This is a genomic window from Pseudoalteromonas sp. (assembly GCF_036960685.1).
In the GTDB taxonomy this organism is placed as follows: domain Bacteria; phylum Pseudomonadota; class Gammaproteobacteria; order Enterobacterales; family Alteromonadaceae; genus Pseudoalteromonas.
Map to the genome: position 1 here is coordinate 89685 of NZ_JBALXK010000011.1, position 22608 is coordinate 112292.

A 22608-nucleotide genomic window follows, 5' to 3' on the forward strand; every position below is an offset into this window, starting at 1 on the left:
GTAAATCAGCATAGCTTAAATTGCCAAAAAATACTCTCTGGTTCAATTTTCAGACGGTCATTATTTCAGAGTTTTTTGCTGTTGTCTCTTAGAAAACTTTCATGCAGCCCTTGTTATTAAAGGGATTGAGATATTATTTCAGAGATAGTGAATAACTATCTGAATAGTGAATAATGGGGTTGTTTATTCGATAAGGCAGCCCCACTACACGCCAAGCAGCGCTTGGACAGATAAAAAGTGGATAAGAGTCGAAATTAATGATGAATGAATAGTCGTAAAAAAATTAACAAAAAATTTATAAAATTAGTCAATTTTAATATGAAAATGCTGCAAATTGGTTTTTTCTAGCTGTTCAAGCTCCTGCTTAGACAGTCCAACATAATTAAACCAGAGTGATTTTTCATCACTTTCTAGTAACTGGTGGGCACTCAAACTAACAGCTTGGCTATAGCAGCGTGCTTTGCGTATCAACATTGTTAGCGGCAATGCTGAGTCACCTTTTGCCACACCATTAACCAATTGCGATAGCACAGCATTAAATGGCAAATACCGAAATGCCATTTTCTCAATCACCGTTGCAGTCACTTTAAGCGCATGCTGATTAAGTAAAGTACTTAAAAATAGCGGATCTGGCTTCAACTCTAATAAGGCAGTGTGTAAATCTTTGTGTTGTTCTTCGCGGGCCATTGCCACTTTTCTTTGCCACACTCGTTCGAATGTACGAAGATATAGCCTGATCAAGGCTATTTTCCCCACATCCAGTAGCATACCTAAGGTAAATGCATGAACTTCATTGATTCCATTAAGCTTTGCCAACTCTTGCGCAGCAATAGCGCAGGCCATTGAATTATCACGTAAGCGGCGCTTTAACAATGGAAATGGTTCAGTACTGTGCGGCATCCAATGACGCACCGCGAAGGTAGGCACAACAAACTGCAAATTATCTAAACCGATATAGCGCAGTGCTAAAGACGGATTATCAACTTTAACCGAGGTGTGTTTATTACGTTGTGCGCGATAATAAGGTAAGTTGACAAAAGTGACTAATTCACGCCCCAGCCAGGTTAGATCTTTTACTAACGGCTCAATGCGCCCTACCGATGCAGATTTTACCGCGAGTATGTCTAAAATTGCGGGGACATTATCTTCAATGCCAATCGTTTCATGCAGTACAGTGTCTATATCGGCTAGCTGCTTACTCATTGCAGTATCAATAACTTGATGTAGCTGCTGACTGGCTTGAGCCCGGTATTTATGATGAGCTGTGCTAGATAACTTACGTATTTTTTCTGCGGCAACTTCAACTTCAAGTAAAGTGCGCTGCTCCATTGCTTCGCCGTAGTCAATTTCTAAGGTATGGATATAACCAATTTGACGCTGCGCAAAGCTATGCCCAAGCAACAGGTCATGAGCTCGTTGTTCTAATGCTTTGGCAATCCTTTGTTGGCGCACTTCATCTGTCATTCATTATTGTCTTTATATAAAAATTAAAGGAGTAATTACGTTTGTTAGCATAAGCCTAGAACCGAGTTAAAAAGTTAGCAAGTAATTCGAGCCCTTGCTCAGTTAAAATAGCCTCAGGATGAAATTGTACCCCTTCTAACGCTAAGCTGTTATGAACTAAGCCCATTATTTCATCAAACTGGCCATTTTCTGTTTCGGTCCAAGCTGTGATCTGCAATTCATCTGGCAGGCTATTTTTCTCAACCACTAATGAATGATAACGACATACCGTTAATGGATTCGGCAAACCAGTAAATACACCTTGATTAGCATGATAAATTGGTGAGGTTTTACCGTGCATCACTTGTTTAGCTCTAACAACATTTGCACCTAATGCCTGAGCAATGGTTTGATGACCTAAGCAAATTCCTAGAATTGGCAACTGCCCCTTCAATTTTGCAACCACATCCAAAGATATACCCGCCTCGTTTGGCGTACATGGCCCTGGCGATATCACAATATGCTGCGGGTTCAACTGCGCTATTTGACTAACCGTGATCTCATCATTGCGCTTTACTAGCACCTCTTGATCTAAGCGCTGAAAGTATTGCACTAAGTTATAGGTAAACGAATCATAATTGTCGATCATTAACAACATCAGGTTAGTAACTCATTGGTAATTAAAGGTTGCAAGGCAAGGGAGTAATTGAGGCGCATTCTAACTCAATAGCACAGAATTTTCAGTTAATTGTCGATTGAAAAACTGCATCTAACGTCTAACATTTTTTACAGCAGTTAAAAACTCACCGCCAAAGTATCGTCAACAAGCCAAAATAGTTAAAAAAAAAACCTTATAATCCAAATAAGGTTTCAACCTAAACACATAATTTAAAACATATTTAAAATTAAAAACCTTATGATTAAATTGCTCATAGCTAGATAAGCGACTTTATTGCTGCTGCCCTCTAATATTTACTCATCGCTATAACCTAGCGAACAAAACGGTAAATATTACATTACACATCCCGGTCATTATGGATGGCAAACTAGACTAAATATGAAGGAACAAATCATGAAATCATTCACTAAAGCAGCGACCAAAACTCTATTAGTAAGTACTGTTATAGCCACTTTATTCAGTGCGACTGCAATGGCAAACGAAGCAGACAATACCAACAACTCGCAAGCTGTAAGCATGCCACAAACGCCAGAAGTGGTTGCTGTTGATTATAGTTTTAGCCAAGACTTTAACACTTCATTTGAAAACCAATTAAACAAAATTGATGCCGCTATTAGTGCGCAAATAGATGAATCAATCAAAATGGTGAACCAGCAAGTTTCTGCACAACTAGCAAAATTATTTAACTAATTTGATATTCAGAATAATCAAAAAGGAATGAGGTATGATCAATTTTAGTAAAAACTTAGTCAGCAAAGGCTTGTTTATTGGCTGCTCATTATTGAGCTTATCTGTCGCGGCACAATCTTCTGTATGGCAAGTAAGCAAAGGCGATGACAATATTTATATTGGCGGCACACTGCATATTTTACCTAGCGACCAAATGCCACTACCCGCAGAGTTTGAGTTTGCTTATAAACAAAGCGACACCGTGATTTTAGAAGCTAAAATGCCCGACCCTACGGATAGCCAAGCACAAATGTCACTGCTACAAACTCTTTCGTATAGCAATGGTGAAACTTTAAGTGAAAAACTTTCCCCTGCAGTTAAGGAGCAACTAGAAACAAAATTGGCACAGTTTGGCGTTAGCTTAAACGAACTAAACAGCTTTAGACCCTTTATGGTGAGTGTTATTTTGATGTCGATGGAGTTGCAAAAACAGCAACTAATTGGTGATGGTGTTGATGCCTATTTTGCCAAACGCGCAAGTAGTGACCAAAAAACACAACACTATCTAGAAACGCTGGAATTTCAACTGCAGCTTTTTAAAGAGATGGGTGAAAATAGCGAAGATAAATTCATTCAGTCTAATCTAGCTCAACTCGATGATTACGCAAACCTATTTGATGGCATGATGAAAGCATGGCGCAGCGGCGATACTGAAAGCCTTAATAAATTAGTGATAGTACCTATGCGCCAAGATGATCCTGCAACTTTTGATAAGTTACTAAAAGAACGTAATCACAATTGGTTACCTCAAGTTAAAGCCATGTTTGGCAATGACCAACAAGAGTTAGTGCTGGTTGGCGCCGCTCATTTAGCCGGTGAACACAATCTACTCGCATTACTCGCAGAGGAAGGTTATAGCGTTACTCAGCTTGAGATTGCAGGTGAATAATAATGAACAAAACAGATAAACAAGCTATCAGCCTTTTGTGTGCTTTTGCCTGCTTGATGCTAGCAAGTGTTGTGCTACCAAGTTATGCAGCACCTTTGGATATACAAACAGCTGCCGATAAAGTATTGAGCTCAGCGGATAGCTTTGCGCAATGCACTATTGGTAGCATTATCATCTTATGATGCTAAATAACAGCAGCCAACGCGTACGTTGAAGTTCGCCTCTTTCAGCGTACGCCTCTTGATTTATTCTATAATTGCCCAAGCTCTATTATGTTGGGGAAAATAAATATCCCACATCATCTGCATTTAATAATTAAGGAGCAAAATATGTTAGGCGAAGACCATTCATTAACTAAAGAGTTTCCTGAGCATCTAAATACCATCACCGCATTAAGTAAAGGAAGTTCCGAGTTTGCGGCTAGAGCAAAGCAGTATAATGCTATTGATAAGGAGGTTCGGGTACTCGAACTTCAAGATGCCCCGATTGATGATCAATCCATGCAACAACTAAAAATTGAACGGGCAGAGTTAAAAGATTGGCTACACAAAGAATTAGTAAGTGCTAGCGGGTCTTAATTATATACCCAAGCCACCTCAAGATGCGAGTTTCAGTTGGAATTAAAAGCGGTTTAGGCAAGGCATTGATTGCAAAGAATGGTGATTCCCTTGTTAAAATCAATAACGCAGTATAAATCGCTTTTAAACCAACCCGTTGGGCGTTTCACAGGCACTTACTCTCATCGTTGTTCCTTCTTAAAAGGGACTGCCATTCTTGCAAAGTAACGCCTTGATATTAAGCACCTGTGAAACGCTGAATTCTGCATCTTGAGGTGGTTTGGGTATAGTCGCCCACAAAAGTGGGCTTCAAAATTATAAAGCGGTATTTTTTCATAAGGTTATGTTTAGTCTTAAATCTCACCAATTTAAAAAGTCATTGCGAATAAACAAAATTGCATACAAACTAACCCATATTCATTTAAAAACTATCCGTTAATGTCTAAATATATCCTATCGATTGATCAAGGCACAACAAGCTCAAGAGCAGTGCTATTTACTAAAGATGCGCAAGTATATGCTGCCGCTCAGCAAGAGTTTCAACAATATTTTCCTGAAAATGGTTGGGTAGAGCATAACCCCGATGACATTTGGCAAACTGTTATTAGCAGCGCGCAAAAAGCATTGGCTGATAAGCAAGTAAAAGCTGAAGAAATTATAGCTATAGGTATCGCCAACCAACGTGAAACCACTTTAGTATGGAATAAAACGACAGGTAAACCCATTTATAACGCGATAGTCTGGCAAGATCGGCGCACCAGTGAATACTGTGATAGTTTACGTGATGCAGGATACAGTGAAAGCGTGAATGATAAAACAGGCTTACTGCTCGACCCGTACTTTTCTGCCACCAAAATACGTTGGATTTTAGATAATGTCGCTGGCGCTAAAGAGCAAGCAGCAGCCGGTGAACTGGCTTTTGGCACGGTAGACACCTACTTACTATGGCAATTAACCGACGGTAAAGTACACAAAACCGATGCAACCAATGCCTCTCGTACATTATTGTTTAACATCCATAAGCAATGCTGGGATGAAGAGCTGCTCTGCTTATTTGATATTCCAGCCTCGATGCTACCTGAAGTCATGGACTCTGCAGCCGACTTTGGCTTAACAGCAAGTGCACTATTTGGTGCTCCTATTGCGATCAGAGGTATTGCGGGCGATCAGCAAGCCGCTTTAATTGGCCAGGCTTGTTTTGAAGAAGGCATGGCAAAAAGCACCTATGGAACAGGCTGTTTTTTAATGCTTAACACCGGTGATAAAGCACTCAAGTCGAATAATCGCTTACTAACAACTATCGCTTATAGACTCAACGGTAAACCAACCTATGCCATTGAAGGCAGTATTTTTATGGCCGGTGCAACCATGCAATGGATTGTTGAAGGTTTAAAGCTACTGGAGCACGCAGGTGAAAGCGAGGCGCTGGTTAAAGGGGTTCCTTTAGATCATGGGGTATTTTTAGTGCCTTCTTTTACAGGTTTAGGCGCTCCTTATTGGGATGCCAATGCACGAGGTGCTATTTTAGGGCTTACCCGAGATTCTGGTATCAGCACCATTGTGGCAGCCGCTTTACAATCAGTGGGCTATCAAACTAAAGATTTACAAAAAGCGATGGAAGGAGATGGCTTGCGCCCCAGTATATTACGCGTTGACGGTGGTATGGCTAATAATAACTGGGCTATGGAATTTTTAGCGAATATTTTAGGTGCGAGTGTTGAACGCCCAACCTTAACCGAAACCACCTCGCTTGGCGTTGCCTATTTAGCAGGCCTGCAAAGTGGTGTTTATGAATCAACAGCGCAACTTTCATCTATGTGGCAATGTGACCGCCGTTTTGAGCCAGCAATGAGCAGCGATGAGCGCAACGATTTATATGCAAAATGGCTGCATTGTATTGCGCAAGTGACGCTTGCTAATAATCAGCAGAATAACAGTGCGAATTAACAGGCGGCTAATCGCGTTAATATAATCTGGCAATAACAACCAACTTAAAGGTGCTCCCGTGCAGTTACTCGATAACGAATATGATTTGCTAGTCATTGGCGGTGGCATTAATGGTGCTGGTATTGCCGCAGATGCCAGTGGTAGAGGCTTAAAAGTATTATTATGTGAGCAAGACGATTTAGCCTCAGCAACCTCATCAAACAGCAGTAAGCTGATCCATGGCGGGCTGCGCTATTTAGAACATTATCAATTTAGGTTAGTAAAAGAAGCATTGTTAGAGCGTGAGGTGTTATTAAAAAAAGCGCCGCATATTATTTGGCCGCTCTCGTTTAGACTTCCTCATCAGTCACATTTGCGGCCGCCATGGATGATCCGCCTGGGATTATTTATTTATGACCATCTAGGTAAACGAGACACGCTACCCGCCTCCAAATCGATTACTTTCACAACAGACAGTGTGCTTAACGCCGCAATTTCACAGGGGTTTGAATATGCTGATGGTTGGGTAGATGACGCACGTTTAGTGATCTTAAATGCCCTTGCCGCCGAACAAAACGGAGCAACCATAGCAACGCGTACTCGTTGTATAAAGGCACAGCGCAACCTTAAACACTGGGATGTAACCCTAGAACAACAAACGACACAACAACAACAACAACAACAACAACAACAACAGCAAATCAAAGCCAAAAGCATTGTTAACGCCGCAGGCCCTTGGGTTGCGTCATTGTTTGATGATGTATTTATTCAGCCATCCCCGCAACATATTCGCTTAGTCAAAGGCAGCCATATCGTCGTGCCGCGTATTCATGACGAGCCATGTGCCTATATTCTTCAAAATGAAGATCAACGTATTATTTTTGTCATCCCTTTTGAAGATGACTATTCCTTGATTGGTACTACGGATGAAGAATATACCGGCAATATTAAAGATGTAAAAATTAGCGAACAAGAAATTAGTTACTTAATCAATATTACCAATCAATACTTTAAAACCCCGATTGTAGCGGCTGATATTGTGCATACATTTAGTGGCGTTCGCCCCTTACTTGATGACCACTCAGCGGATGCTCAAGCTGTCACCCGAGATTATAAGCTGATATTAAATAATGATAATAATCAGGCTGCTTTGCTAAGTGTGTTTGGCGGTAAAATAACTACTTATCGAAAACTAGCAGAGAACGCAGTAAATAAACTCGCGCCATTTTATCCTCATATGAACGATGCATGGACAAAAAATGCGTCGTTACCTGGTGGAGATTTTAGTGACAAAGCGACATTAGTAGCGCAACTGCAAAGAAAATATAACTGGTTGCCTGAGCTATTATTAAATAGGCTAATACGCTCCTATGGCACGCTAACTAATGCACTGCTAGGTAATTGCAATGCTGTGACTGATTTAGGTTGTCACTTTGGCTATGGTCTATACGCTCAAGAAGTTGATTATCTAATTAACAAAGAGTGGGCAGCAACCAGCGATGATATATTGTGGCGTAGAACAAAGTTCGGGCTGCGCTTTAGTAAAGCGCAAGTTACTGCTTTAGATAACTACTTACTACAAGGCTTAGCATAACTTGTTAAAAACTACACATTAAGAAGCGGCAATAAAATGCTCATGCAAGGCTGCTTTCTCAGTACTAGATAAAGCTTGCTTAGCTTTGGCGGCAAAGTCGTAACGTACCAGCACTGTTTTACCAATTGCGCAGCATTTATCTTGTTGCCACGCTTCTTGGCGAAGCATAAATGAACTGCTGCCAATATGCTCTACCGATGTTTTAATACTCACTTCATGGGAGTAAAACAACTCCCCGACAAACGACACCTCAATTTTAGCAATGATAAGTTTCCAGTCTTGAGGATTTAAATCCGGGGTAAAAAATTTAAAAATAGGCGCCCGTGCGGCTTCAAACCAAACTGGGAGTACGGTATTGTTGATATGGCCAAGTACATCTGTTTCGCTAAAGCGCGGTGTAATTTTTTCTATAAACATAATAATTCCAATAAAGGCAGCTCATGACGGACTTTATTCGCGTTTACGATAACGCCCTAAGCAAAGAATTTTGTGATAATTTTATCACTGAGTTTGAACAAAGCCCGCACCTAAAGCAAGGCATCACATCTGGCGGGGTCGATCTAGCAAAAAAAGATAGTCACGACTTGTACTTAAGTTCATACCCTGAGTATGCAGAGCAATTAAAACATATTCAACAAACCACTGCAGGCTATATTTTTAAATACCTAGAAGAACATATTTTTATGATGATAGGTGCATTTGGTTTAAAGGTTTATCACCCCAAAACAGGAGTGCCAACTGATTTAACCCAAGCTAACTTTGATGAAATAGGCAAGCCCCAGCTGCCCTTGTTAGTGCAACAAATATTTCGCCTTGGCAATATTCAGGCTCAGAAATACCAAGTAAATAAAGGCGGTTATCCGTATTGGCATAGCGAAGTGTATCCGCAAGCAGGCCACAATGACGCCCTGCATCGAGTACTACTATTTATGTTTTACTTAAATGATGTAGAGGAAGGTGGCGAAACAGAGTTTTATTACCAAGAGCGTAAAATAGCTCCCAAGCAAGGCACTATGGTCGTCGCCCCTGGTTATTTTACCCACACGCATCGAGGTAATAAGCCCATCTCAAATGATAAGTATATTTTAACCTCTTGGGTGCTATTTAACCGCGCAGAGCAAATATACGGACAGCCTCAATCCTAAGCGGTCAGCGGTCAGCGGTCAGCGGTCAGCGGTCAGCGGTCAGCGGTCAGCGGTCAGCGGTCAGCGGTCAGCGGTCAGCGGTCAGCGGTCAGCGGTCAGCGGTCAGCGGTCAGCGGTCAGCGGTCAGCGCAGAAAAACATCAGCCTTTGCATTTGCAAAGGCTTTTTTGCCCTTTAATTTTATAACCCAATTTATGCAGTAAGAATATAATTAATGCTCTTTTGTTTGTCATTGTTGGGCATCTTTTTTGTTGCTCAACCCATGCTAACGCAGCAGCTGCAAATTCACTGTTATTTGCAATTGAGCGCTCCACCGCTCGACCAAGCTCCACAACTTGCATTATAGATTGTCTATATTCGGTAAGGCCTAGGCTTAAAAGGTAATTTTGAATCGGACACATAGCATTTAATCAGAGTGAAAAAATACAGCATAAAAGCTGGAGCTAGGTTAAGGTCAAGTAGTTTTTTATGAGGGAAATTTAGCGAAGTGCTTTTCTGTAGTATGAATTTTTATACCTGCATATTCGTGACGTTCTTTTCTTCAAGGCCCTCAATAGACTCAGGCGTTCAACTTCACTCCGAGCGGCTTACGGCTTACGGCTTACGGCTTACGGCTTACGGCTTAAAACTTACCGCTTATAGCTTTTTAAAAACAAAAAGCCCCAGCTAATGCCGGGGCTTTTTATAAAACAGACTTAATTAAAAATTAAGCTTGTTTTGGACTAGAAATAACGTCTACTAATGTCCAAGACTTAGTCTTAGAGATTGGCGCGCATTCACGGATAGTAACAACGTCACCCGCTTTTGCTGTGTTATTTTCGTCATGTACGTGTAACTTAGTCGTACGTTTGATGAATTTCCCATAGATTGGGTGCTTCACGTAACGTGCGATAGCGATAGTGAAAGATTTTTCCATCTTGTCGCTAGTTACAGTGCCTTGAAGAGTACGAATTTTATCACTCATTATTGACCTGCCTTCTGGTTAATAACTGTTTTTACACGTGCGATATCGCGACGTACTGTTCTTAGCGTGTGAGTTTGAGCTAACTGACCAGTGCTTGCTTGCATGCGCAGGTTAAACTGCTCACGAAGAAGTCCTAGAAGTTCAGCATTAAGCTCTTCTACGCTTTTGTCTTTTAGTTCGCTTGCTTTCATCACATTACCGTCCGAGTTACGAAAGTTGTTTTGAATGGCAGTTTACGAGCAGCAAGGTTGAATGCTTCACGAGCAAGCTCTTCAGAAACACCTTCCATTTCGTAAAGTACTTTACCAGGCTGAATTTCAGCAACCCAATATTCAACAGAACCTTTACCTTTACCCATACGAACTTCAAGCGGTTTGTTCGTGATTGGCTTGTCTGGGAACACACGGATCCAGATTTTACCTTGACGTTTCACGTGACGCGTCATGGCACGACGAGCTGCTTCGATTTGACGAGCAGTCATGCGGCCACGGCCAGTAGCTTTCAGACCGAAAGTACCGAAGCTTACTTTGTTACCGTTTTGCGCTAAACCGCGGTTGCGGCCTTTGTGCATTTTACGGAATTTTGTACGTTTTGGCTGTAACATTACTCGCTACCTCTACTTAGCACTTTTCTTGGCTTTCTTTGGTGCGCGTTTAGCTGGCTTCTCTTGCTCTTGTACTAGTGGTAAACCACCAATAACTTCGCCTTTGAAGATCCAAACTTTAACACCAATGATACCATAAGTGGTTAAGGCTTCAGAAGTTGCGTAGTCGATATCAGCACGAAGAGTATGTAGAGGTACACGACCTTCACGATACCATTCTGAACGTGCGATTTCTGCGCCGCCAAGACGACCGCTAACTTCAACTTTGATCCCTTTAGAACCGATGCGCATTGCATTTTGTACCGAACGCTTCATAGCGCGACGGAACATAACACGACGCTCTAGTTGAGAGGCAATGCCGTCTGCTACTAGTTGTGCATCTAGTTCTGGTTTACGTACTTCAGAAATATTGATCTGAGCAGGTACACCAGCAATCTTAGTTACCGCTTGACGTAATTTTTCTACGTCTTCGCCTTTTTTACCGATAACAACACCCGGACGAGCCGTGTGGATTGTTACGCGGATTGATTTTGCTGGACGCTCAATAACGATTTTAGACACAGAAGCCGCTTTCAATTCCTTAGTAAGGAATGTACGTACTTTGTGATCGCCAAAAAGCTGTGCAGAGAAATCTTTTGAACTCGCGTACCAGGTAGAAACCCAAGGTTTAGATATACCTAGGCGAATACCAGTAGGATGAACTTTTTGTCCCATTACTTATACTCCTAGCTATCTGAAACCACAACAGTGATGTGGCTTGTACGCTTAAGGATGCGGTCTGCGCGTCCTTTAGCACGTGGCATAATACGTTTCATTGTTGGACCATCGTCCACAAAGATCGTTGTTACACGTAGCTCATCAATGTCAGCACCTTCGTTATGCTCTGCGTTAGCAATAGCAGACTCAAGTACTTTCTTAACTAATACAGCCGCTTTCTTAGGGCTGTACGCCAGGATTTCTAGTGCGCGATCGACAGGTAACCCGCGGATCTGATCTGCAACTAGACGTGCTTTTTGCGCCGAACCAGAGGCGAATTTATGTTTAGCTAATGCTTGCATTTATCATTCCCCTCTTAACGTTTCTTCGCTTTCTTATCCGCAGCGTGGCCACGGTAAGTGCGAGTTGGTGCAAATTCACCTAGTTTGTGACCGATCATTTCGTCAGAAACGAAAACTGGTACATGCTGGCGACCATTATGGACAGCAATGGTCAATCCGATCATGTTAGGTATGATCATTGAACGACGGCTCCAAGTTTTAATTGGCTTCTTGTCACCGCTTTCCAAAGCTTTCTCTACCTTCTTCAGCAAGTGTAGGTCTATAAAAGGACCCTTCTTGAGAGAGCGTGGCATGGCTATTCCTCAATATTACTTAGTACGACGACGTACTATAAATTTATCCGTACGCTTGTTCTTACGCGTCTTCGCACCTTTAGTCGGCTTACCCCATGGAGACACAGGATGACGACCACCAGATGTACGACCTTCACCACCACCGTGTGGGTGATCAACCGGGTTCATGGCAACACCACGAACTGTCGGACGAATACCACGCCAGCGATTTGCACCTGCTTTACCAAGTGAACGAAGCATATGCTCAGCATTGCCTACTTCACCTAGTGTTGCACGACAATCAGATTCAACTTTACGAACTTCGCCTGAACGAAGACGTAATGTTACATATTGACCATCACGCGCAAGGATTTGAACGTATGCACCAGCAGAACGTGCGATTTGAGCACCTTTACCTGGTTTTAATTCTACGTTGTGAACAGTCGAACCTACAGGCATATTACGCATAGGTAATGCATTACCAGGTTTGATTGGTGCATCAACACCAGACTGGATTGCATCACCAGCTTTTAAGCCTTTTGGTGCGATAATGTAACGACGCTCACCGTCTGCATATAATACAAGTGCGATGTTTGCGCTACGATTTGGATCATATTCTAAACGCTCAACAGTGGCTGGAATGCCATCTTTAGTACGTTTAAAATCGATTAAACGGTAATGCTGCTTATGACCACCACCGATATGACGAACCGTAATACGACCATTGTTATTACGACCACCTGACTTAGAGTTTTTCTCTAATAGTGGTGCGTATGGCTTGCCCTTATGTAGATCTGGGTTTACCACTTTAACTAGGTGACGACGACCCGCAGAAGTTGGCTTACACTTTTGAAGTGCCATAATTCTAACTCCCCTTATTACTCGGCGCCGCCGACAAAGTCTAGTTCGCTGCCTTCTTTAAGAGTAACGTAAGCTTTTTTCCAGTCGCTACGACGACCGAAACGTGCGCCAGTACGTTTTGTTTTACCCTTAACATTAAGTGTGCGAACACCAGTTACTTCCACTTCAAAAAGCTTCTCTACAGCTGCTTTAACTTCAGCTTTAGTTGCGTCATTTACTACTTTGAAAACGATTGTGTTGTTTTCTTCAGCAGCAATTGTGCTTTTTTCAGAGATATGTGGAGCAAGGATCACTTTTAAAAGACGTTCTTCACGAATCATGCTAGCGTCTCCTCAAGTTGCTTAACAGCAGCTGCTGTAATAAGTACCTTATCGAAAGCGATTAAGCTTACAGGGTCGATACCAGCTACATCACGCGTGTCAACCTTGTACAGGTTACGTGCCGATAAAAATAGATTCTCATCTACTTCTTCAGTTACGATTAGAACATCTTTAAGCTCAAGTTCTTTAAGCTTAGCAACTAGTTCTTTAGTTTTTGGTGCTGCTAGAGCAAAACTTTCAACAACGATTAAACGCTCTTGACGAACTAATTCAGATAAAATGCTTTTGATCGCACCGCGGTACATTTTACGGTTTACTTTTTGGCTGTGGTCTTGTGGTTTAGCTGCGAAGCTAACGCCACCTGAACGCCAAATTGGACTACGGATTGTACCAGCACGTGCACGGCCAGTACCTTTTTGAGCCCATGGTTTTTTACCACCACCGCTTACTTCAGAACGTGTCTTCTGAGCACGAGTACCTTGACGAGCACCTGCTGCGTATGCAACAACTACTTGATGTACTAATGCTTCGTTAAACTCACGTCCAAAAGTAGCTTCAGAAACTTCAAGACCGCCAGAAGCGTCTTTAATTGCTAATTCCATCACTAAATCTCCAGGACTTATGCTTTAACAGCAGGTTTAACGATAACGTCACCGCCGATAGCGCCAGGTACTGCACCTTTAACTAAAAGCAAGTTACGCTCAGCGTCAACGCGTACTAGTTCTAAGTTTTGAGTCGTTACACGCTCAGCACCCATATGACCGGCCATTTTCTTACCTTTAAACACCTTACCAGGTGATTGGTTTTGACCGATTGAACCAGGAGCACGGTGAGATAGAGAGTTACCATGTGTAGCGTCTTGCATGCTGAAATTCCAGCGCTTAACACCACCTTGGAAACCTTTACCTTTAGAAGTACCGGTTACGTCAACTTTGTTGATTTCGTTGAATAATTCAACAGTAAGCTCAGCGCCTACTTCAAAATCGCCTTCACCACCATTTAGGCGGAATTCCCACAGACCGCGACCCGCTTCAACACCAGCTTTAGCGAAGTGACCCGCTGTTGCTTTGTTTACACGGCTTGCTTTTTTAGTGCCTGCGGTTACTTGAAGCGCGTTATAACCGTCTGTTGCGTCAGATTTGATCTGAGCAATGCGGTTAGGTGTCGCTTCAATAACTGTCACAGGGATAGATACACCATCTTCAGTGAAGATACGTGTCATACCCACTTTACGACCGACTAGACCTAATGCCATTTTCCTAAAACCTCTCTAATCTTTCGATTAACCCAGGCTGATTTGAACATCAACACCAGCAGCAAGATCTAAACGCATAAGTGCGTCAACAGTCTTGTCAGTTGGTTCTACGATGTCGATCAGACGTTTATGGGTGCGGATCTCGTACTGATCACGCGCGTCTTTATTAACGTGCGGTGATGTAAGTACAGTAAAACGTTCAAAGCGTGTAGGTAGTGGAATTGGACCACGTACTTGTGCGCCAGTGCGTTTCGCAGTTTCCACGATTTCCGCCGTTGATTGGTCAATCAAACGGTGGTCAAAAGCTTTTAGGCGAATACGAATGCGTTGATTTGACATTCTTAAACCTCAATATAAAGAGCATTTAAAAGAGCATAAAAAAACGACCGAAACAATCTTAAAAACATAAGATGCCGGTTGTTGATTTATATCTACGTTGAGTTCCAAATCGGAACTCCTGTTTTATTAGCTTGAAATCCAAGCTTAATGTTCCTTCCAAGTTCCCGGGGGAATTTTGAAAGCCTGCGTATTATAGTGATATTGGTGATAAATGCAACAACTATTTCAAACTGCCGATATGGTTGTTATTTATACAGCAGAAAAAGGGCTGTCATCGTGTCGTCATTACAGGAAGTTATCTATAGTAATAGAGCGCGATAATGGTCGTTGCTATTAATGATAATGGTCAGTCCAGTTATTACTTGGTATTATCTGCGCTTATTTTGCTTTTTACCCTCTAACGTTGGTGAGTTGATGCGTATTTTTAATTATTGTTTGAATTTTGTCTCTAAGGTAATGAATAGCCTGTTTGTTAAAAGCAAGGTGCTGCCTGAAAACCCAATCGAACAATACGGCCTTAATCCGGCATATCCAACCTTTTATATTGTTAAGCTCAATGCCCGCTCAGATTTAGCGGCGCTGGATAAAGTCTGCAAAAAGTTTGGCTTACCCTCTCCTACACAATCACAACTTTTAGGTGGTCAAGAACTGGAGCGCTTTATTGGTTTGCAAAACCCGCCACCACTATTTGGTGATAAGGCCAAAGCAACTGATGCGCTTAATCAAGGCAAACAAATTATTGAGCAATTACTGGCCAACGGTGAACAAAACGTCCAAGTGCTGCCAGTAACCATTTTATGGGGCCGTAATCCTGGTAAAGAAAAGCCTGGGTTAGGCACACTGGTGTCGCACTCTCTTACCCCAAGCTGGTTTCGTAAGTTTTTTGTTTTACTGTTCTCTGGCCGTGACAACTTTATTCGTTTTAGTCAGCCACTGGACTTATCACTACTGGTTAATGAAAAAGCTGAGGTTGATGAACTACCCCACAAATTACTGCGCGTGGCACGGGTGCATTTTCGTCGTCAAAAACTAGCGGCGACGGGGCCTAAAATGCCTTCACGCGAGCAACTATTTAATTCGTTATTAGCTTCACCAACCATCAAAAAAGCGATTCAAACTGAAGCCAAAGAAAAAAACATCAGCCACCAACGGGCACAGCAAAATGCCTTAAAGCTATTAGATGAAATAGCCGCCAATTACAGTGACGCGACCATTCGAGTTGCTGAGCGCGCGCTCACTTGGCTGTGGAATAAACTGTATAACGGCATTGAAGTTAAATATACCGAGCAGCTACATGACTTAACTAATAAAGGTCATGAGATCATCTATATGCCTTGCCATCGCTCGCATATGGATTACTTACTTCTTACCTACTCTATTTATCATTTAGGTTTAGTGCCACCACATATTGCAGCGGGTATTAACTTAAACTTTTTCCCTGCCGGTGGTATCTTCCGCCGCTCTGGCGCGTTTTTTATTCGCCGTTCATTCGCGGGCAACAAGCTCTATTCAGCCGTGTTTAAAGAATATTTAAGCCAGCTGTTTATTAAAGGTTATTCAGTAAAGTTTTACACCGAAGGTGGTCGCAGTCGCACAGGACGTTTACTACCACCAAAAACCGGTATGTTAGCAATGACTCTACAAGCTATGCTGCGCGGCATTGATCGACCCATTTCGATTGTGCCTGTGTATATTGGTTACGAGCACGTCATGGAAATCAATACTTACCTGAAAGAGCTTGCCGGCAACGATAAAAAAGGCGAGTCGATTTTTGGTATTTTTAAAGCCATTAAAAATTTGAAAAACTATGGCCGTGGCTATTTAAACTTTGGCGATCCTATCTCAATCAACCAATATTTAAATGAGCAACAACCGGATTGGCGTGACTCTATTCACCCTACCGATGTACAAAAACCACAGTGGCTTGGGCCCCAAGTGGCAACCCTTGCCGATAAAGTGATGGTTAACATTAACAGTGCCGCAGCCCTTAACTCAGTTAACTTACTGGCAATGATATTGCTAGTAAATGATAAACAAGCACTGAGTAAACCTAAATTGTTAGCACAGCTAGATTTTTACTTACACCTGCAACGCAGTGCTAGTTACAGTGAAAAAATCACCATCCCAGATGAAAGCCCAGAACAACTATTAGCGCATGCGTTAAAACTAAATAAATTTGATGTGATCAGCGATGAGTTTGGCGAAATTATTGCTATTAGCGATAAAGAAAAAACCCTGTTTAACTATTATCGCAATAATATTCTGCATGTTTTTGCAGTGCCAAGCTTACTTGCGCTGCATATATTTAAAAGCCATAAAACCACCATTGCACAATGCCAAGCATTGATTAACTGTTTTTACCCATTATTTGCTAAGGAATGGTTTTTACACGAACTCGATGAAAACTACATTACCCGCATCCTAGCCAGCTTTGTAGATCAAGACTTAATTGAGATTGATGGTGATAACATCAAAATCACCAATAGTAATGACTGCCTAGCAAAGCTTGAAATACTTGGTCGGGCATTAAGCCTAACACTGCAGCGCTATGCGATTGTGACTGGTTTTATTCAAACAAGTTTAGGCATTGAGCGCGAAGAGCTCGAACGTGAAAGCCAAGTACTGGCTGAGCGTTTAGGGACATTGCACGGCATTAAAACGCCGGAATTTTTCGACAAAAAAGTATTGGTCGGTTTTATTAGCAACTTACGCGAGCAAGGTTTAATTAGCGAAACAGATAATGGCTTGCAGGGCAGCACAGAGCTGTGCGAAGTGTATATGCATCTTAAAGCATTACTGCCAGCACGGGTCTGGCAGTCAATTAGTGATATTGTGCTCAGCCAAGCTGAGCATACATCTTGTCAGCCACAGCGCCAAGATTAACGCTGGCGCATAACCCCTTCTTGGATCGTTGAGGCCACTAAGTTGCCTTGACGGTCAAAGAACTGGCCGCGCACGAGTCCTCGCCCAGAACTAGCACTTGGGCTGTCAATGGTATATAAAATCCAATCATCTAGACGAAACGGGCGATGAAACCACATCGCATGATCAATGGTAGCTACCTGCATATTGGGTTGCATAAACGACACACCGTGCGGCTGTAATGCGGTTGGTAAAAACTCAAAGTCAGACGCATACGCTAATAAATAATTATGAATACGCTGATCATCAGGCATATCACCATTGGCTTTAAACCAAATGTGTTTAACCGGTTCAATCACTTCTGGCTTAAACGGGTTATGAAAAGTGACCGGGCGCATATCAATCGGCACTTCACGAATAAATTTATTGCGGATCACCTCGGGAATATGCTCAGCATTGGCTTGGTAAAATTCAAGCGATGACTTAAGTTCTTCCGGCGCAGGCACATCGGGCATTTTCGCTTGGTGTGATAATCCTTCCTCAAGACCTTGGAAAGACGCCGTCATATAAAAAATAGGTTTGCCGTACTGAATCGCTTTCACTCGACGAGTGCTAAAACTTTTACCATCACGGATAGTTTCAACATCATAAACAATCGGTTTAGCTGCATCCCCTGGGCGTAAAAAATAAGAGTGCAATGAATGCACAATCCGCCCTTGCGGCAAGGTTTCTTTAGCCGCAGAAAGTGCCTGCCCCATCACTTGGCCGCCAAACACAGCACCAAATCCTAGGTCTTGGCTTTGCCCGCGATACAAGCCTTGCTCTATTTCTTCTAAAGTTAATAACGACAGTAAATCATCTAAAACTTGGCTCATTCATATATCCTCAATCCCGACAAGACCCACATAATACTATAGACTACAATTATGTAAATCTAAGGGAGATAACAATGGCTTATTGGCTATTTAAAACAGAACCTGATGCGTTTTCAATCGACGATTTAAAAAACGCGCCAAATCAAACAACAGTGTGGGAAGGTGTACGTAACTATCAAGCCCGCAACTTTATGCGCGATGATGTAAAACTTGGCGACTTAGTGATGATTTATCATTCAAGCTGTAAACAGGTTGGCGTCGCGGGGATCGCAACAGTTAGTGCAGAGGCTTATCCAGATCCTTGCCAATTTGATTTAAGTAGCGATTATTACGACCCTAAATCAACCAGTGATAAGCCGCGATGGGTAGTGGTTGATGTAACCTATAAACAGCATCTCAATAAACTCGTTAGCCTTAAAGCGATTAAAGACAATAGCGCGATTACTGAAATAGCCCTTAAAAAAGGCGGACGATTATCAATCATGCCGGTCACTGAGAATGATTGGCATGAAATTATAAAAATGACCGAGTAAGCTATTTTAGGCGACTGCGGTAAACGATTAAACAGCATAGCTAAGGTGAAAGCGGCTCATTACATTTCTAACATCGGTTTACGCCATTAAATTCCCAAAATAAGGTCAGGTTTCTTTTATTTAATAGAATTTGCTAAAATGGGTGGCTTTTTTGGGTTGGGGGATAAATGAAGTTATTATATTGGTTAGATGAGTGGTTAACTCTACCTCAAGATGAGCAACAAGCTAGATTACCTATGTCTGGAGGCGATTTACTCGGTGATGTGTATGTAAAATATCATATCGTCGACGCGAATAAGCCCCTGCTGTTTACCTTTTCACCTGCCGGTACAAACTACCAAGAACATGACCTTACCGATGATTTCTCACCGTGGGCCTACAGGCTCGCAAAAAAGCAAGATGTGAATATTATTGCCTTTCAGCACTTAGGTATTAGTAACTGGTTTAGGCATCGTAATCTACTGTTTTTTATTGAACAGTTAGCCCCCCTTGTAGGTGGCTTTAAAGAGCGTTTAGGCTATGGCTTAAGCCGAGGAGGTTTTGCTGTCGGTGCCTTTGCTAATCTGTTAAAGCTCGATAAAGTGTTGCTATTTCATCCTGTTAGTACAAAAAATATAGAAAAAGCACCATGGGATGACCGCTCAAGTACCGAGATTGCTCAAAAGTTTGATTGGACGGGAGATTACCACGACTTAGATTTAGGGCATGCTAAAGGCTACATTATTTATGACCCTACTAATCGAATTGACCGCGCTCACGCTAAACGTTACCCCCAATTAACCCACTTACGGGTATTTGGTATGGGCCACAGCGTTCATGCAACCTACTTAAATAAATTTGGTTTCTATAAAGATGTAGCTGTGGATTTTATTCGCCACCAACAAATTGATATTGCGCAATTTCGCTTACAAACAAAAACTCTGCGCTTTAAAGAAGACTATTATAGAAGGCTCAACAAGGCGAATATCAAATCCACGCACCGCCAAGCCTTATTAAGCAAAGCACACAATATCCTTATTGATGAAAAACAAGCGCATGTGCAAGAACACCAAGCAAAAATTGATATTCAACCACTGATTGATGTTGCCCTAAAGCACCAAGATGAGCACCCTAATGATGCCATTCAACTGCTCGAAGTAGCCAAACAACTAGCTCCTGATGATCCTTTAGTAGAACACAAATTAAAACAGCTAAAGTAAAATAAGTAGCCCAAAATAAAAAACCGTGCTGATTAAACCAAGCACGGCTGGAAAATTTATATGTAAGCTGATCGCTTAGCCTTGCTTTTTCTTGGCCTTTTTCTTTTTATGGCCATGCTTAGGGATGATGGCAAAGTACATGACTAATGCGAGCCATGAGAAGAGGATAATGCCAATTAACCAACCATTTTTTTCATGCCCTTGGGTGCGCTTACTATTGAGCACGATTACCACAGGTAGAATATAGGCGCTCAATAATAGAATTAAAAACGCGACTTCACCCATTACTTAGCCAATCCCTGCCAATCTACTTCGCTGCTTAATACACGATCAACAGCGATGTAATGTAATATATCGCCGCTATTAACTGGGTAATTAAGTGGCGGATTTAAATCCATATTTTGGGCACTTAAGTTGTGCGCAACACCGAGTAAAATAGCATCATGATCGTGTTTAAAGTGATGGAATAATTTACCAAACTCCATTTCAGCCAACTCAGCGGGGATCACTAAGCTAAACTGAGTATCACCATGCAAGGTTGATAAAAGCTCTTCTTGTACGCGACTAGAGCCAGGATCTTGCATTGAGCGCACTAAAATTTCAGCTGATTTAGCACTTGAACATTCCACGTTATGGCAGTGCTCTAGCAACATTTCAACTTTACTTTCATCATTAAAATGCGCACTTATGTGGCAGTCATCTTTTACTAATTTACTGATACGCAGCGCTGTAGTAAATGTTTGGTCGTCATCTTGGCCATCAATAATAATTTTATCGGCTTGCTTAATCGCCACACGCTCAAGCTCTTCACAGTCGGTAAAACTCGATAAACGCACAAAATCAACATGTGCGTTAGCTAAAAAGGGGTGTTCCATTTGCTCTGTCACCGCCAGTAGAATTCGACGATCCATGCGTTTTTGGTCAGCCAAGATATAATCAATCATTTTTTTAGTGCGGGTTTGATGCCAACCAAAAATAATAATGTGATTGTTGAAATGCGAAAAACTTTTATCACCTGTCATAGCGCGCCTAATTAAATAAGTAACTGTTTGCCCTGTTTTACCTAACAGAACACCAAATAAAGCTAAACCAAATGGAATTTGCAGTATTGCTACAATCCATCGCCCCAAGTCTGTGCTGGCACTAAAATCACCATAGCCTACCGTTGAGGTAGTTACTATATAGTAGTAAACGAAGGTACTAACGGGGCTTAAAGCGGTTTCACCAGCCAAAACTAACAGTACCCAGATCAACAGCATATGCAACAGTGTTGCAATTGCAACAGCTTGCCAGCTGACCTGATCAATATGATTTCTGACTAATAAAAATAATCGTTTAAATATAAAAGGCATGCCACCACTTGGTTATTCAGCTATCAATTATGCGATAAGTTACTGTAATGCTGAAATGATGGCAATGGCTGTGCAGCACATAAATACTAAGATTATTATCTAGGCTGCTTTTTTAAAGCAGAACAGTGTAAGCTATACTTGAATTTATTAATTATATAGTCGAGTGTGTTATGTCAGGTGTATTAGCTTCTGTTGATCAGCGAACTCAACTTGTTGGTGAAAATCGCTTAGAATTATTACTGTTTTATTTGCACAGCCGACACCTGTTTGCCCTTAACGTGTTTAAGGTGAAAGAGGTGGTTAAACTGCCTCATTTAAATATTATTCCTCACGCTCATCCTAAAATTTCTGGTGTTGCTAACATTCGCGGTGAATCTATTCCAGTAATTGATTTACGCCAAGCCATTTGCATGCCAGCGGCCAAAAACATTGAAGACAGTAACCTAGTTATCACTGAATATAACCGCACCGTGCAAGGCTTTTTAATTGGTAAGGTTGATCAAATCGTCAATATGACGTGGTCTGATATTATGCCGCCACCGACTTCTGTTGGTAAAAATCATTACCTGACAGCACTCACTAAAATTCAACGTGATGGCCAAGAGCAATTAGTCGAAATCATCGATGTGGAAAAAGTACTGGCAGAAATTGTTGAATACGAAGTACAAATTTCTGATGAAATACTTGATAAAAGCATTGTGAACGAATTTGTGGGGCGCAAAATTCTCCATGCTGATGATTCCCCCACAGCGCGTAAACAAGTGAGCGATACACTGAGCCAATTAGGCATTGAGATTATTCCTGCCAGCAATGGCCTTGAAGCACTGAATATGCTTAAAGGCTGGGCCGATAAAGGCATGGATGTAGAAAAAGAGTTGCTGATGGTGATCACTGATGCTGAAATGCCCGCGATGGATGGTTATCGACTAACTTATGAGATCCGTAACGATAATCGCTTAAAGAACCTACATGTAGTGCTTAACACTTCCCTCAGCGGTAGCTTTAACCAAGCTATGGTAGAAAAGGTGGGCTGTAATGCGTTTTTATCTAAATTCCAACCTGATTTACTGGTTGAAGAAGTGCAAAGCCGCCTCAAGGCAGTATTGACTAGCAACCCTTCATAGCAGCCGTTACTGCTTTAGTCTATTTGCCA

Annotated in this window: 30 protein-coding genes; 13 read left to right on the plus strand and 17 right to left on the minus strand. The window is 41.8% G+C overall.

The genetic code is table 11. The annotated features are described in order from the left end of the window. Positions 1–303 precede the first annotated feature (303 nt). Together V7783_RS11120 and V7783_RS11125 are read right to left on the minus strand one after the other, a co-directional pair. Positions 304–1464 carry an HDOD domain-containing protein gene (locus tag V7783_RS11120; RefSeq protein WP_335678770.1) on the minus strand — a complete coding sequence of 387 codons (1161 nt, stop codon included), beginning with the start codon at positions 1462–1464 and terminating at the stop codon, positions 304–306. Between the two features lie 55 nt (positions 1465–1519). Continuing rightward, positions 1520–2101: an anthranilate synthase component II gene (locus V7783_RS11125; protein WP_335678771.1), complete on the minus strand. Its 582-nt coding sequence runs from the start codon at positions 2099–2101 to the stop codon at positions 1520–1522. A gap of 414 nt (positions 2102–2515) precedes the next feature. Here V7783_RS11125 and V7783_RS11130 point away from each other — a divergent pair, with 414 nt between their 5' ends. The 6 genes from V7783_RS11130 (at position 2516) to glpD (ending at position 7817) form a co-directional block, all read left to right on the plus strand. Further along, positions 2516–2812: a hypothetical protein gene (locus V7783_RS11130; RefSeq protein ID WP_335678772.1), complete on the plus strand. Its 297-nt coding sequence runs from the start codon at positions 2516–2518 to the stop codon at positions 2810–2812. Positions 2813–2846: 34 nt separating this feature from the next. Next, complete coding sequence (locus V7783_RS11135) at positions 2847–3740, plus strand: TraB/GumN family protein (RefSeq protein ID WP_335678773.1); 894 nt, start codon at positions 2847–2849, stop codon at positions 3738–3740. A 2-nt stretch (positions 3741–3742) separates the two neighbouring features. Continuing rightward, a complete protein-coding gene (locus V7783_RS11140) occupies positions 3743–3922 on the plus strand; it encodes a hypothetical protein (RefSeq protein ID WP_335678774.1) in 180 nt (59 codons plus the stop codon). A 147-nt stretch (positions 3923–4069) separates the two neighbouring features. Continuing rightward, entirely contained in the window at positions 4070–4318 is a 249-nt protein-coding gene (locus V7783_RS11145; protein WP_335678775.1) for a YdcH family protein, read from the plus strand. Positions 4319–4735: 417 nt separating this feature from the next. Next, positions 4736–6244, plus strand: coding sequence for a glycerol kinase GlpK (gene glpK, locus V7783_RS11150; protein WP_335678776.1), 1509 nt, complete (start codon positions 4736–4738; stop codon positions 6242–6244). Positions 6245–6302: 58 nt separating this feature from the next. Next, positions 6303–7817, plus strand: coding sequence for a glycerol-3-phosphate dehydrogenase (glpD, locus tag V7783_RS11155; protein WP_335678777.1), 1515 nt, complete (start codon positions 6303–6305; stop codon positions 7815–7817). Positions 7818–7835: 18 nt separating this feature from the next. Here the strand turns inward: glpD and V7783_RS11160 are convergent, their stop codons facing one another. Then, positions 7836–8234, minus strand: coding sequence for an acyl-CoA thioesterase (locus V7783_RS11160; RefSeq protein ID WP_335678778.1), 399 nt, complete (start codon positions 8232–8234; stop codon positions 7836–7838). Positions 8235–8257: 23 nt separating this feature from the next. Here V7783_RS11160 and V7783_RS11165 point away from each other — a divergent pair, with 23 nt between their 5' ends. Then, positions 8258–8962, plus strand: a complete 705-nt coding sequence (locus V7783_RS11165) for a 2OG-Fe(II) oxygenase (RefSeq protein WP_335678779.1) — start codon at positions 8258–8260, stop codon at positions 8960–8962. Next, on the plus strand, positions 8956–9147 hold the full coding sequence (locus V7783_RS11170; RefSeq protein ID WP_442961365.1) for a hypothetical protein: 192 nt from the start codon (positions 8956–8958) through the stop codon (positions 9145–9147). Before V7783_RS11165 ends, V7783_RS11170 begins: the two co-directional genes overlap by 7 nt. A 520-nt stretch (positions 9148–9667) precedes the next feature. Here V7783_RS11170 and rpsQ read toward each other — a convergent pair. From rpsQ to rpsJ, 11 genes are read right to left on the minus strand one after another with little or no spacing between them, the layout of a single operon-like run. Continuing rightward, a complete protein-coding gene (rpsQ, locus tag V7783_RS11175) occupies positions 9668–9925 on the minus strand; it encodes a 30S ribosomal protein S17 (RefSeq protein WP_210795942.1) in 258 nt (85 codons plus the stop codon). Then, on the minus strand, positions 9925–10116 hold the full coding sequence (gene rpmC, locus V7783_RS11180) for a 50S ribosomal protein L29 (protein ID WP_054552371.1): 192 nt from the start codon (positions 10114–10116) through the stop codon (positions 9925–9927). The genes rpsQ and rpmC overlap by 1 nt, the downstream gene beginning before the upstream one ends. After that, a complete protein-coding gene (gene rplP, locus V7783_RS11185; RefSeq protein ID WP_064667756.1) occupies positions 10116–10529 on the minus strand; it encodes a 50S ribosomal protein L16 in 414 nt (137 codons plus the stop codon). Before rplP ends, rpmC begins: the two co-directional genes overlap by 1 nt. Positions 10530–10541: 12 nt before the next feature. Further along, positions 10542–11243 carry a 30S ribosomal protein S3 gene (gene rpsC / locus V7783_RS11190; protein WP_054206128.1) on the minus strand — a complete coding sequence of 234 codons (702 nt, stop codon included), beginning with the start codon at positions 11241–11243 and terminating at the stop codon, positions 10542–10544. Positions 11244–11254: 11 nt separating this feature from the next. Then, the gene (gene rplV / locus V7783_RS11195; protein ID WP_004588690.1) at positions 11255–11587 is read right to left on the minus strand and encodes a 50S ribosomal protein L22; all 333 of its coding nucleotides are present in this window, start codon (positions 11585–11587) and stop codon (positions 11255–11257) included. A gap of 14 nt (positions 11588–11601) precedes the next feature. After that, complete coding sequence (gene rpsS, locus V7783_RS11200; protein ID WP_010561269.1) at positions 11602–11880, minus strand: 30S ribosomal protein S19; 279 nt, start codon at positions 11878–11880, stop codon at positions 11602–11604. 15 nt (positions 11881–11895) lie between these two features. Beyond that, positions 11896–12720, minus strand: a complete 825-nt coding sequence (gene rplB / locus V7783_RS11205) for a 50S ribosomal protein L2 (RefSeq protein ID WP_007376192.1) — start codon at positions 12718–12720, stop codon at positions 11896–11898. 17 nt (positions 12721–12737) lie between these two features. Next, on the minus strand, positions 12738–13040 hold the full coding sequence (gene rplW, locus V7783_RS11210) for a 50S ribosomal protein L23 (protein WP_054206127.1): 303 nt from the start codon (positions 13038–13040) through the stop codon (positions 12738–12740). Beyond that, a complete protein-coding gene (gene rplD / locus V7783_RS11215) occupies positions 13037–13642 on the minus strand; it encodes a 50S ribosomal protein L4 (RefSeq protein WP_054206126.1) in 606 nt (201 codons plus the stop codon). Before rplD ends, rplW begins: the two co-directional genes overlap by 4 nt. 17 nt (positions 13643–13659) lie before the next feature. Beyond that, positions 13660–14295 (minus strand): 50S ribosomal protein L3, encoded by a 636-nt coding sequence (gene rplC / locus V7783_RS11220; RefSeq protein WP_054206125.1) that lies wholly within the window; start codon positions 14293–14295, stop codon positions 13660–13662. 27 nt (positions 14296–14322) lie between these two features. Next, complete coding sequence (gene rpsJ / locus V7783_RS11225) at positions 14323–14634, minus strand: 30S ribosomal protein S10 (protein WP_002957900.1); 312 nt, start codon at positions 14632–14634, stop codon at positions 14323–14325. A 211-nt stretch (positions 14635–14845) separates the two neighbouring features. Between rpsJ and V7783_RS11230 the strand changes: the two genes are divergently transcribed. Next, a complete protein-coding gene (locus V7783_RS11230; protein WP_335678780.1) occupies positions 14846–14971 on the plus strand; it encodes a hypothetical protein in 126 nt (41 codons plus the stop codon). A 77-nt stretch (positions 14972–15048) separates the two neighbouring features. Further along, a complete protein-coding gene (gene plsB, locus V7783_RS11235; RefSeq protein WP_335678781.1) occupies positions 15049–17517 on the plus strand; it encodes a glycerol-3-phosphate 1-O-acyltransferase PlsB in 2469 nt (822 codons plus the stop codon). Here plsB and tesB read toward each other — a convergent pair. Further along, entirely contained in the window at positions 17514–18371 is an 858-nt protein-coding gene (gene tesB / locus V7783_RS11240) for an acyl-CoA thioesterase II (RefSeq protein ID WP_335678782.1), read from the minus strand. The genes plsB and tesB overlap by 4 nt on opposite strands. A 74-nt stretch (positions 18372–18445) precedes the next feature. Between tesB and V7783_RS11245 the strand changes: the two genes are divergently transcribed. Next, positions 18446–18904: an EVE domain-containing protein gene (locus V7783_RS11245; RefSeq protein ID WP_335678783.1), complete on the plus strand. Its 459-nt coding sequence runs from the start codon at positions 18446–18448 to the stop codon at positions 18902–18904. Between the two features lie 167 nt (positions 18905–19071). Beyond that, positions 19072–20103 carry a cytosolic protein gene (locus V7783_RS11250; protein WP_335678784.1) on the plus strand — a complete coding sequence of 344 codons (1032 nt, stop codon included), beginning with the start codon at positions 19072–19074 and terminating at the stop codon, positions 20101–20103. Positions 20104–20178: 75 nt separating this feature from the next. On the opposite strand, the gene V7783_RS11255 is transcribed toward V7783_RS11250, so the two are convergent. Further along, a complete protein-coding gene (locus V7783_RS11255; protein WP_335678785.1) occupies positions 20179–20388 on the minus strand; it encodes a hypothetical protein in 210 nt (69 codons plus the stop codon). Next, entirely contained in the window at positions 20388–21455 is a 1068-nt protein-coding gene (locus tag V7783_RS11260) for a potassium channel protein (protein ID WP_335678786.1), read from the minus strand. The genes V7783_RS11255 and V7783_RS11260 overlap by 1 nt, the downstream gene beginning before the upstream one ends. A gap of 170 nt (positions 21456–21625) precedes the next feature. Here V7783_RS11260 and V7783_RS11265 point away from each other — a divergent pair, with 170 nt between their 5' ends. Continuing rightward, positions 21626–22579 (plus strand): chemotaxis protein CheV, encoded by a 954-nt coding sequence (locus V7783_RS11265; protein ID WP_335678787.1) that lies wholly within the window; start codon positions 21626–21628, stop codon positions 22577–22579. The last annotated feature ends 29 nt before the right edge of the window (positions 22580–22608 follow it).

Bases quoted from the DNA above. Each gene is read 5' to 3' on its own strand.
- V7783_RS11120 (WP_335678770.1), bottom strand. From the start codon at position 1,464: ATGACAGATGAAGTGCGCCAACAAAGGATTGCCAAAGCATTAGAACAA.
- V7783_RS11125 (WP_335678771.1), bottom strand. From the start codon at position 2,101: ATGTTGTTAATGATCGACAATTATGATTCGTTTACCTATAACTTAGTG.
- V7783_RS11130 (WP_335678772.1), top strand. From the start codon at position 2,516: ATGAAATCATTCACTAAAGCAGCGACCAAAACTCTATTAGTAAGTACT.
- V7783_RS11135 (WP_335678773.1), top strand. From the start codon at position 2,847: ATGATCAATTTTAGTAAAAACTTAGTCAGCAAAGGCTTGTTTATTGGC.
- V7783_RS11140 (WP_335678774.1), top strand. From the start codon at position 3,743: ATGAACAAAACAGATAAACAAGCTATCAGCCTTTTGTGTGCTTTTGCC.
- V7783_RS11145 (WP_335678775.1), top strand. From the start codon at position 4,070: ATGTTAGGCGAAGACCATTCATTAACTAAAGAGTTTCCTGAGCATCTA.
- glpK (WP_335678776.1), top strand. From the start codon at position 4,736: ATGTCTAAATATATCCTATCGATTGATCAAGGCACAACAAGCTCAAGA.
- V7783_RS11160 (WP_335678778.1), bottom strand. From the start codon at position 8,234: ATGTTTATAGAAAAAATTACACCGCGCTTTAGCGAAACAGATGTACTT.
- V7783_RS11165 (WP_335678779.1), top strand. From the start codon at position 8,258: ATGACGGACTTTATTCGCGTTTACGATAACGCCCTAAGCAAAGAATTT.
- rpsQ (WP_210795942.1), bottom strand. From the start codon at position 9,925: ATGAGTGATAAAATTCGTACTCTTCAAGGCACTGTAACTAGCGACAAG.
- rpmC (WP_054552371.1), bottom strand. From the start codon at position 10,116: ATGAAAGCAAGCGAACTAAAAGACAAAAGCGTAGAAGAGCTTAATGCT.
- rplP (WP_064667756.1), bottom strand. From the start codon at position 10,529: ATGTTACAGCCAAAACGTACAAAATTCCGTAAAATGCACAAAGGCCGC.
- rpsC (WP_054206128.1), bottom strand. From the start codon at position 11,243: ATGGGACAAAAAGTTCATCCTACTGGTATTCGCCTAGGTATATCTAAA.
- rplV (WP_004588690.1), bottom strand. From the start codon at position 11,587: ATGCAAGCATTAGCTAAACATAAATTCGCCTCTGGTTCGGCGCAAAAA.
- rpsS (WP_010561269.1), bottom strand. From the start codon at position 11,880: ATGCCACGCTCTCTCAAGAAGGGTCCTTTTATAGACCTACACTTGCTG.
- rplB (WP_007376192.1), bottom strand. From the start codon at position 12,720: ATGGCACTTCAAAAGTGTAAGCCAACTTCTGCGGGTCGTCGTCACCTA.
- rplW (WP_054206127.1), bottom strand. From the start codon at position 13,040: ATGATTCGTGAAGAACGTCTTTTAAAAGTGATCCTTGCTCCACATATC.
- rplD (WP_054206126.1), bottom strand. From the start codon at position 13,642: ATGGAATTAGCAATTAAAGACGCTTCTGGCGGTCTTGAAGTTTCTGAA.
- rplC (WP_054206125.1), bottom strand. From the start codon at position 14,295: ATGGCATTAGGTCTAGTCGGTCGTAAAGTGGGTATGACACGTATCTTC.
- rpsJ (WP_002957900.1), bottom strand. From the start codon at position 14,634: ATGTCAAATCAACGCATTCGTATTCGCCTAAAAGCTTTTGACCACCGT.
- V7783_RS11230 (WP_335678780.1), top strand. From the start codon at position 14,846: ATGCAACAACTATTTCAAACTGCCGATATGGTTGTTATTTATACAGCA.
- plsB (WP_335678781.1), top strand. From the start codon at position 15,049: ATGCGTATTTTTAATTATTGTTTGAATTTTGTCTCTAAGGTAATGAAT.
- tesB (WP_335678782.1), bottom strand. From the start codon at position 18,371: ATGAGCCAAGTTTTAGATGATTTACTGTCGTTATTAACTTTAGAAGAA.
- V7783_RS11245 (WP_335678783.1), top strand. From the start codon at position 18,446: ATGGCTTATTGGCTATTTAAAACAGAACCTGATGCGTTTTCAATCGAC.
- V7783_RS11250 (WP_335678784.1), top strand. From the start codon at position 19,072: ATGAAGTTATTATATTGGTTAGATGAGTGGTTAACTCTACCTCAAGAT.
- V7783_RS11255 (WP_335678785.1), bottom strand. From the start codon at position 20,388: ATGGGTGAAGTCGCGTTTTTAATTCTATTATTGAGCGCCTATATTCTA.
- V7783_RS11260 (WP_335678786.1), bottom strand. From the start codon at position 21,455: ATGCCTTTTATATTTAAACGATTATTTTTATTAGTCAGAAATCATATT.
- V7783_RS11265 (WP_335678787.1), top strand. From the start codon at position 21,626: ATGTCAGGTGTATTAGCTTCTGTTGATCAGCGAACTCAACTTGTTGGT.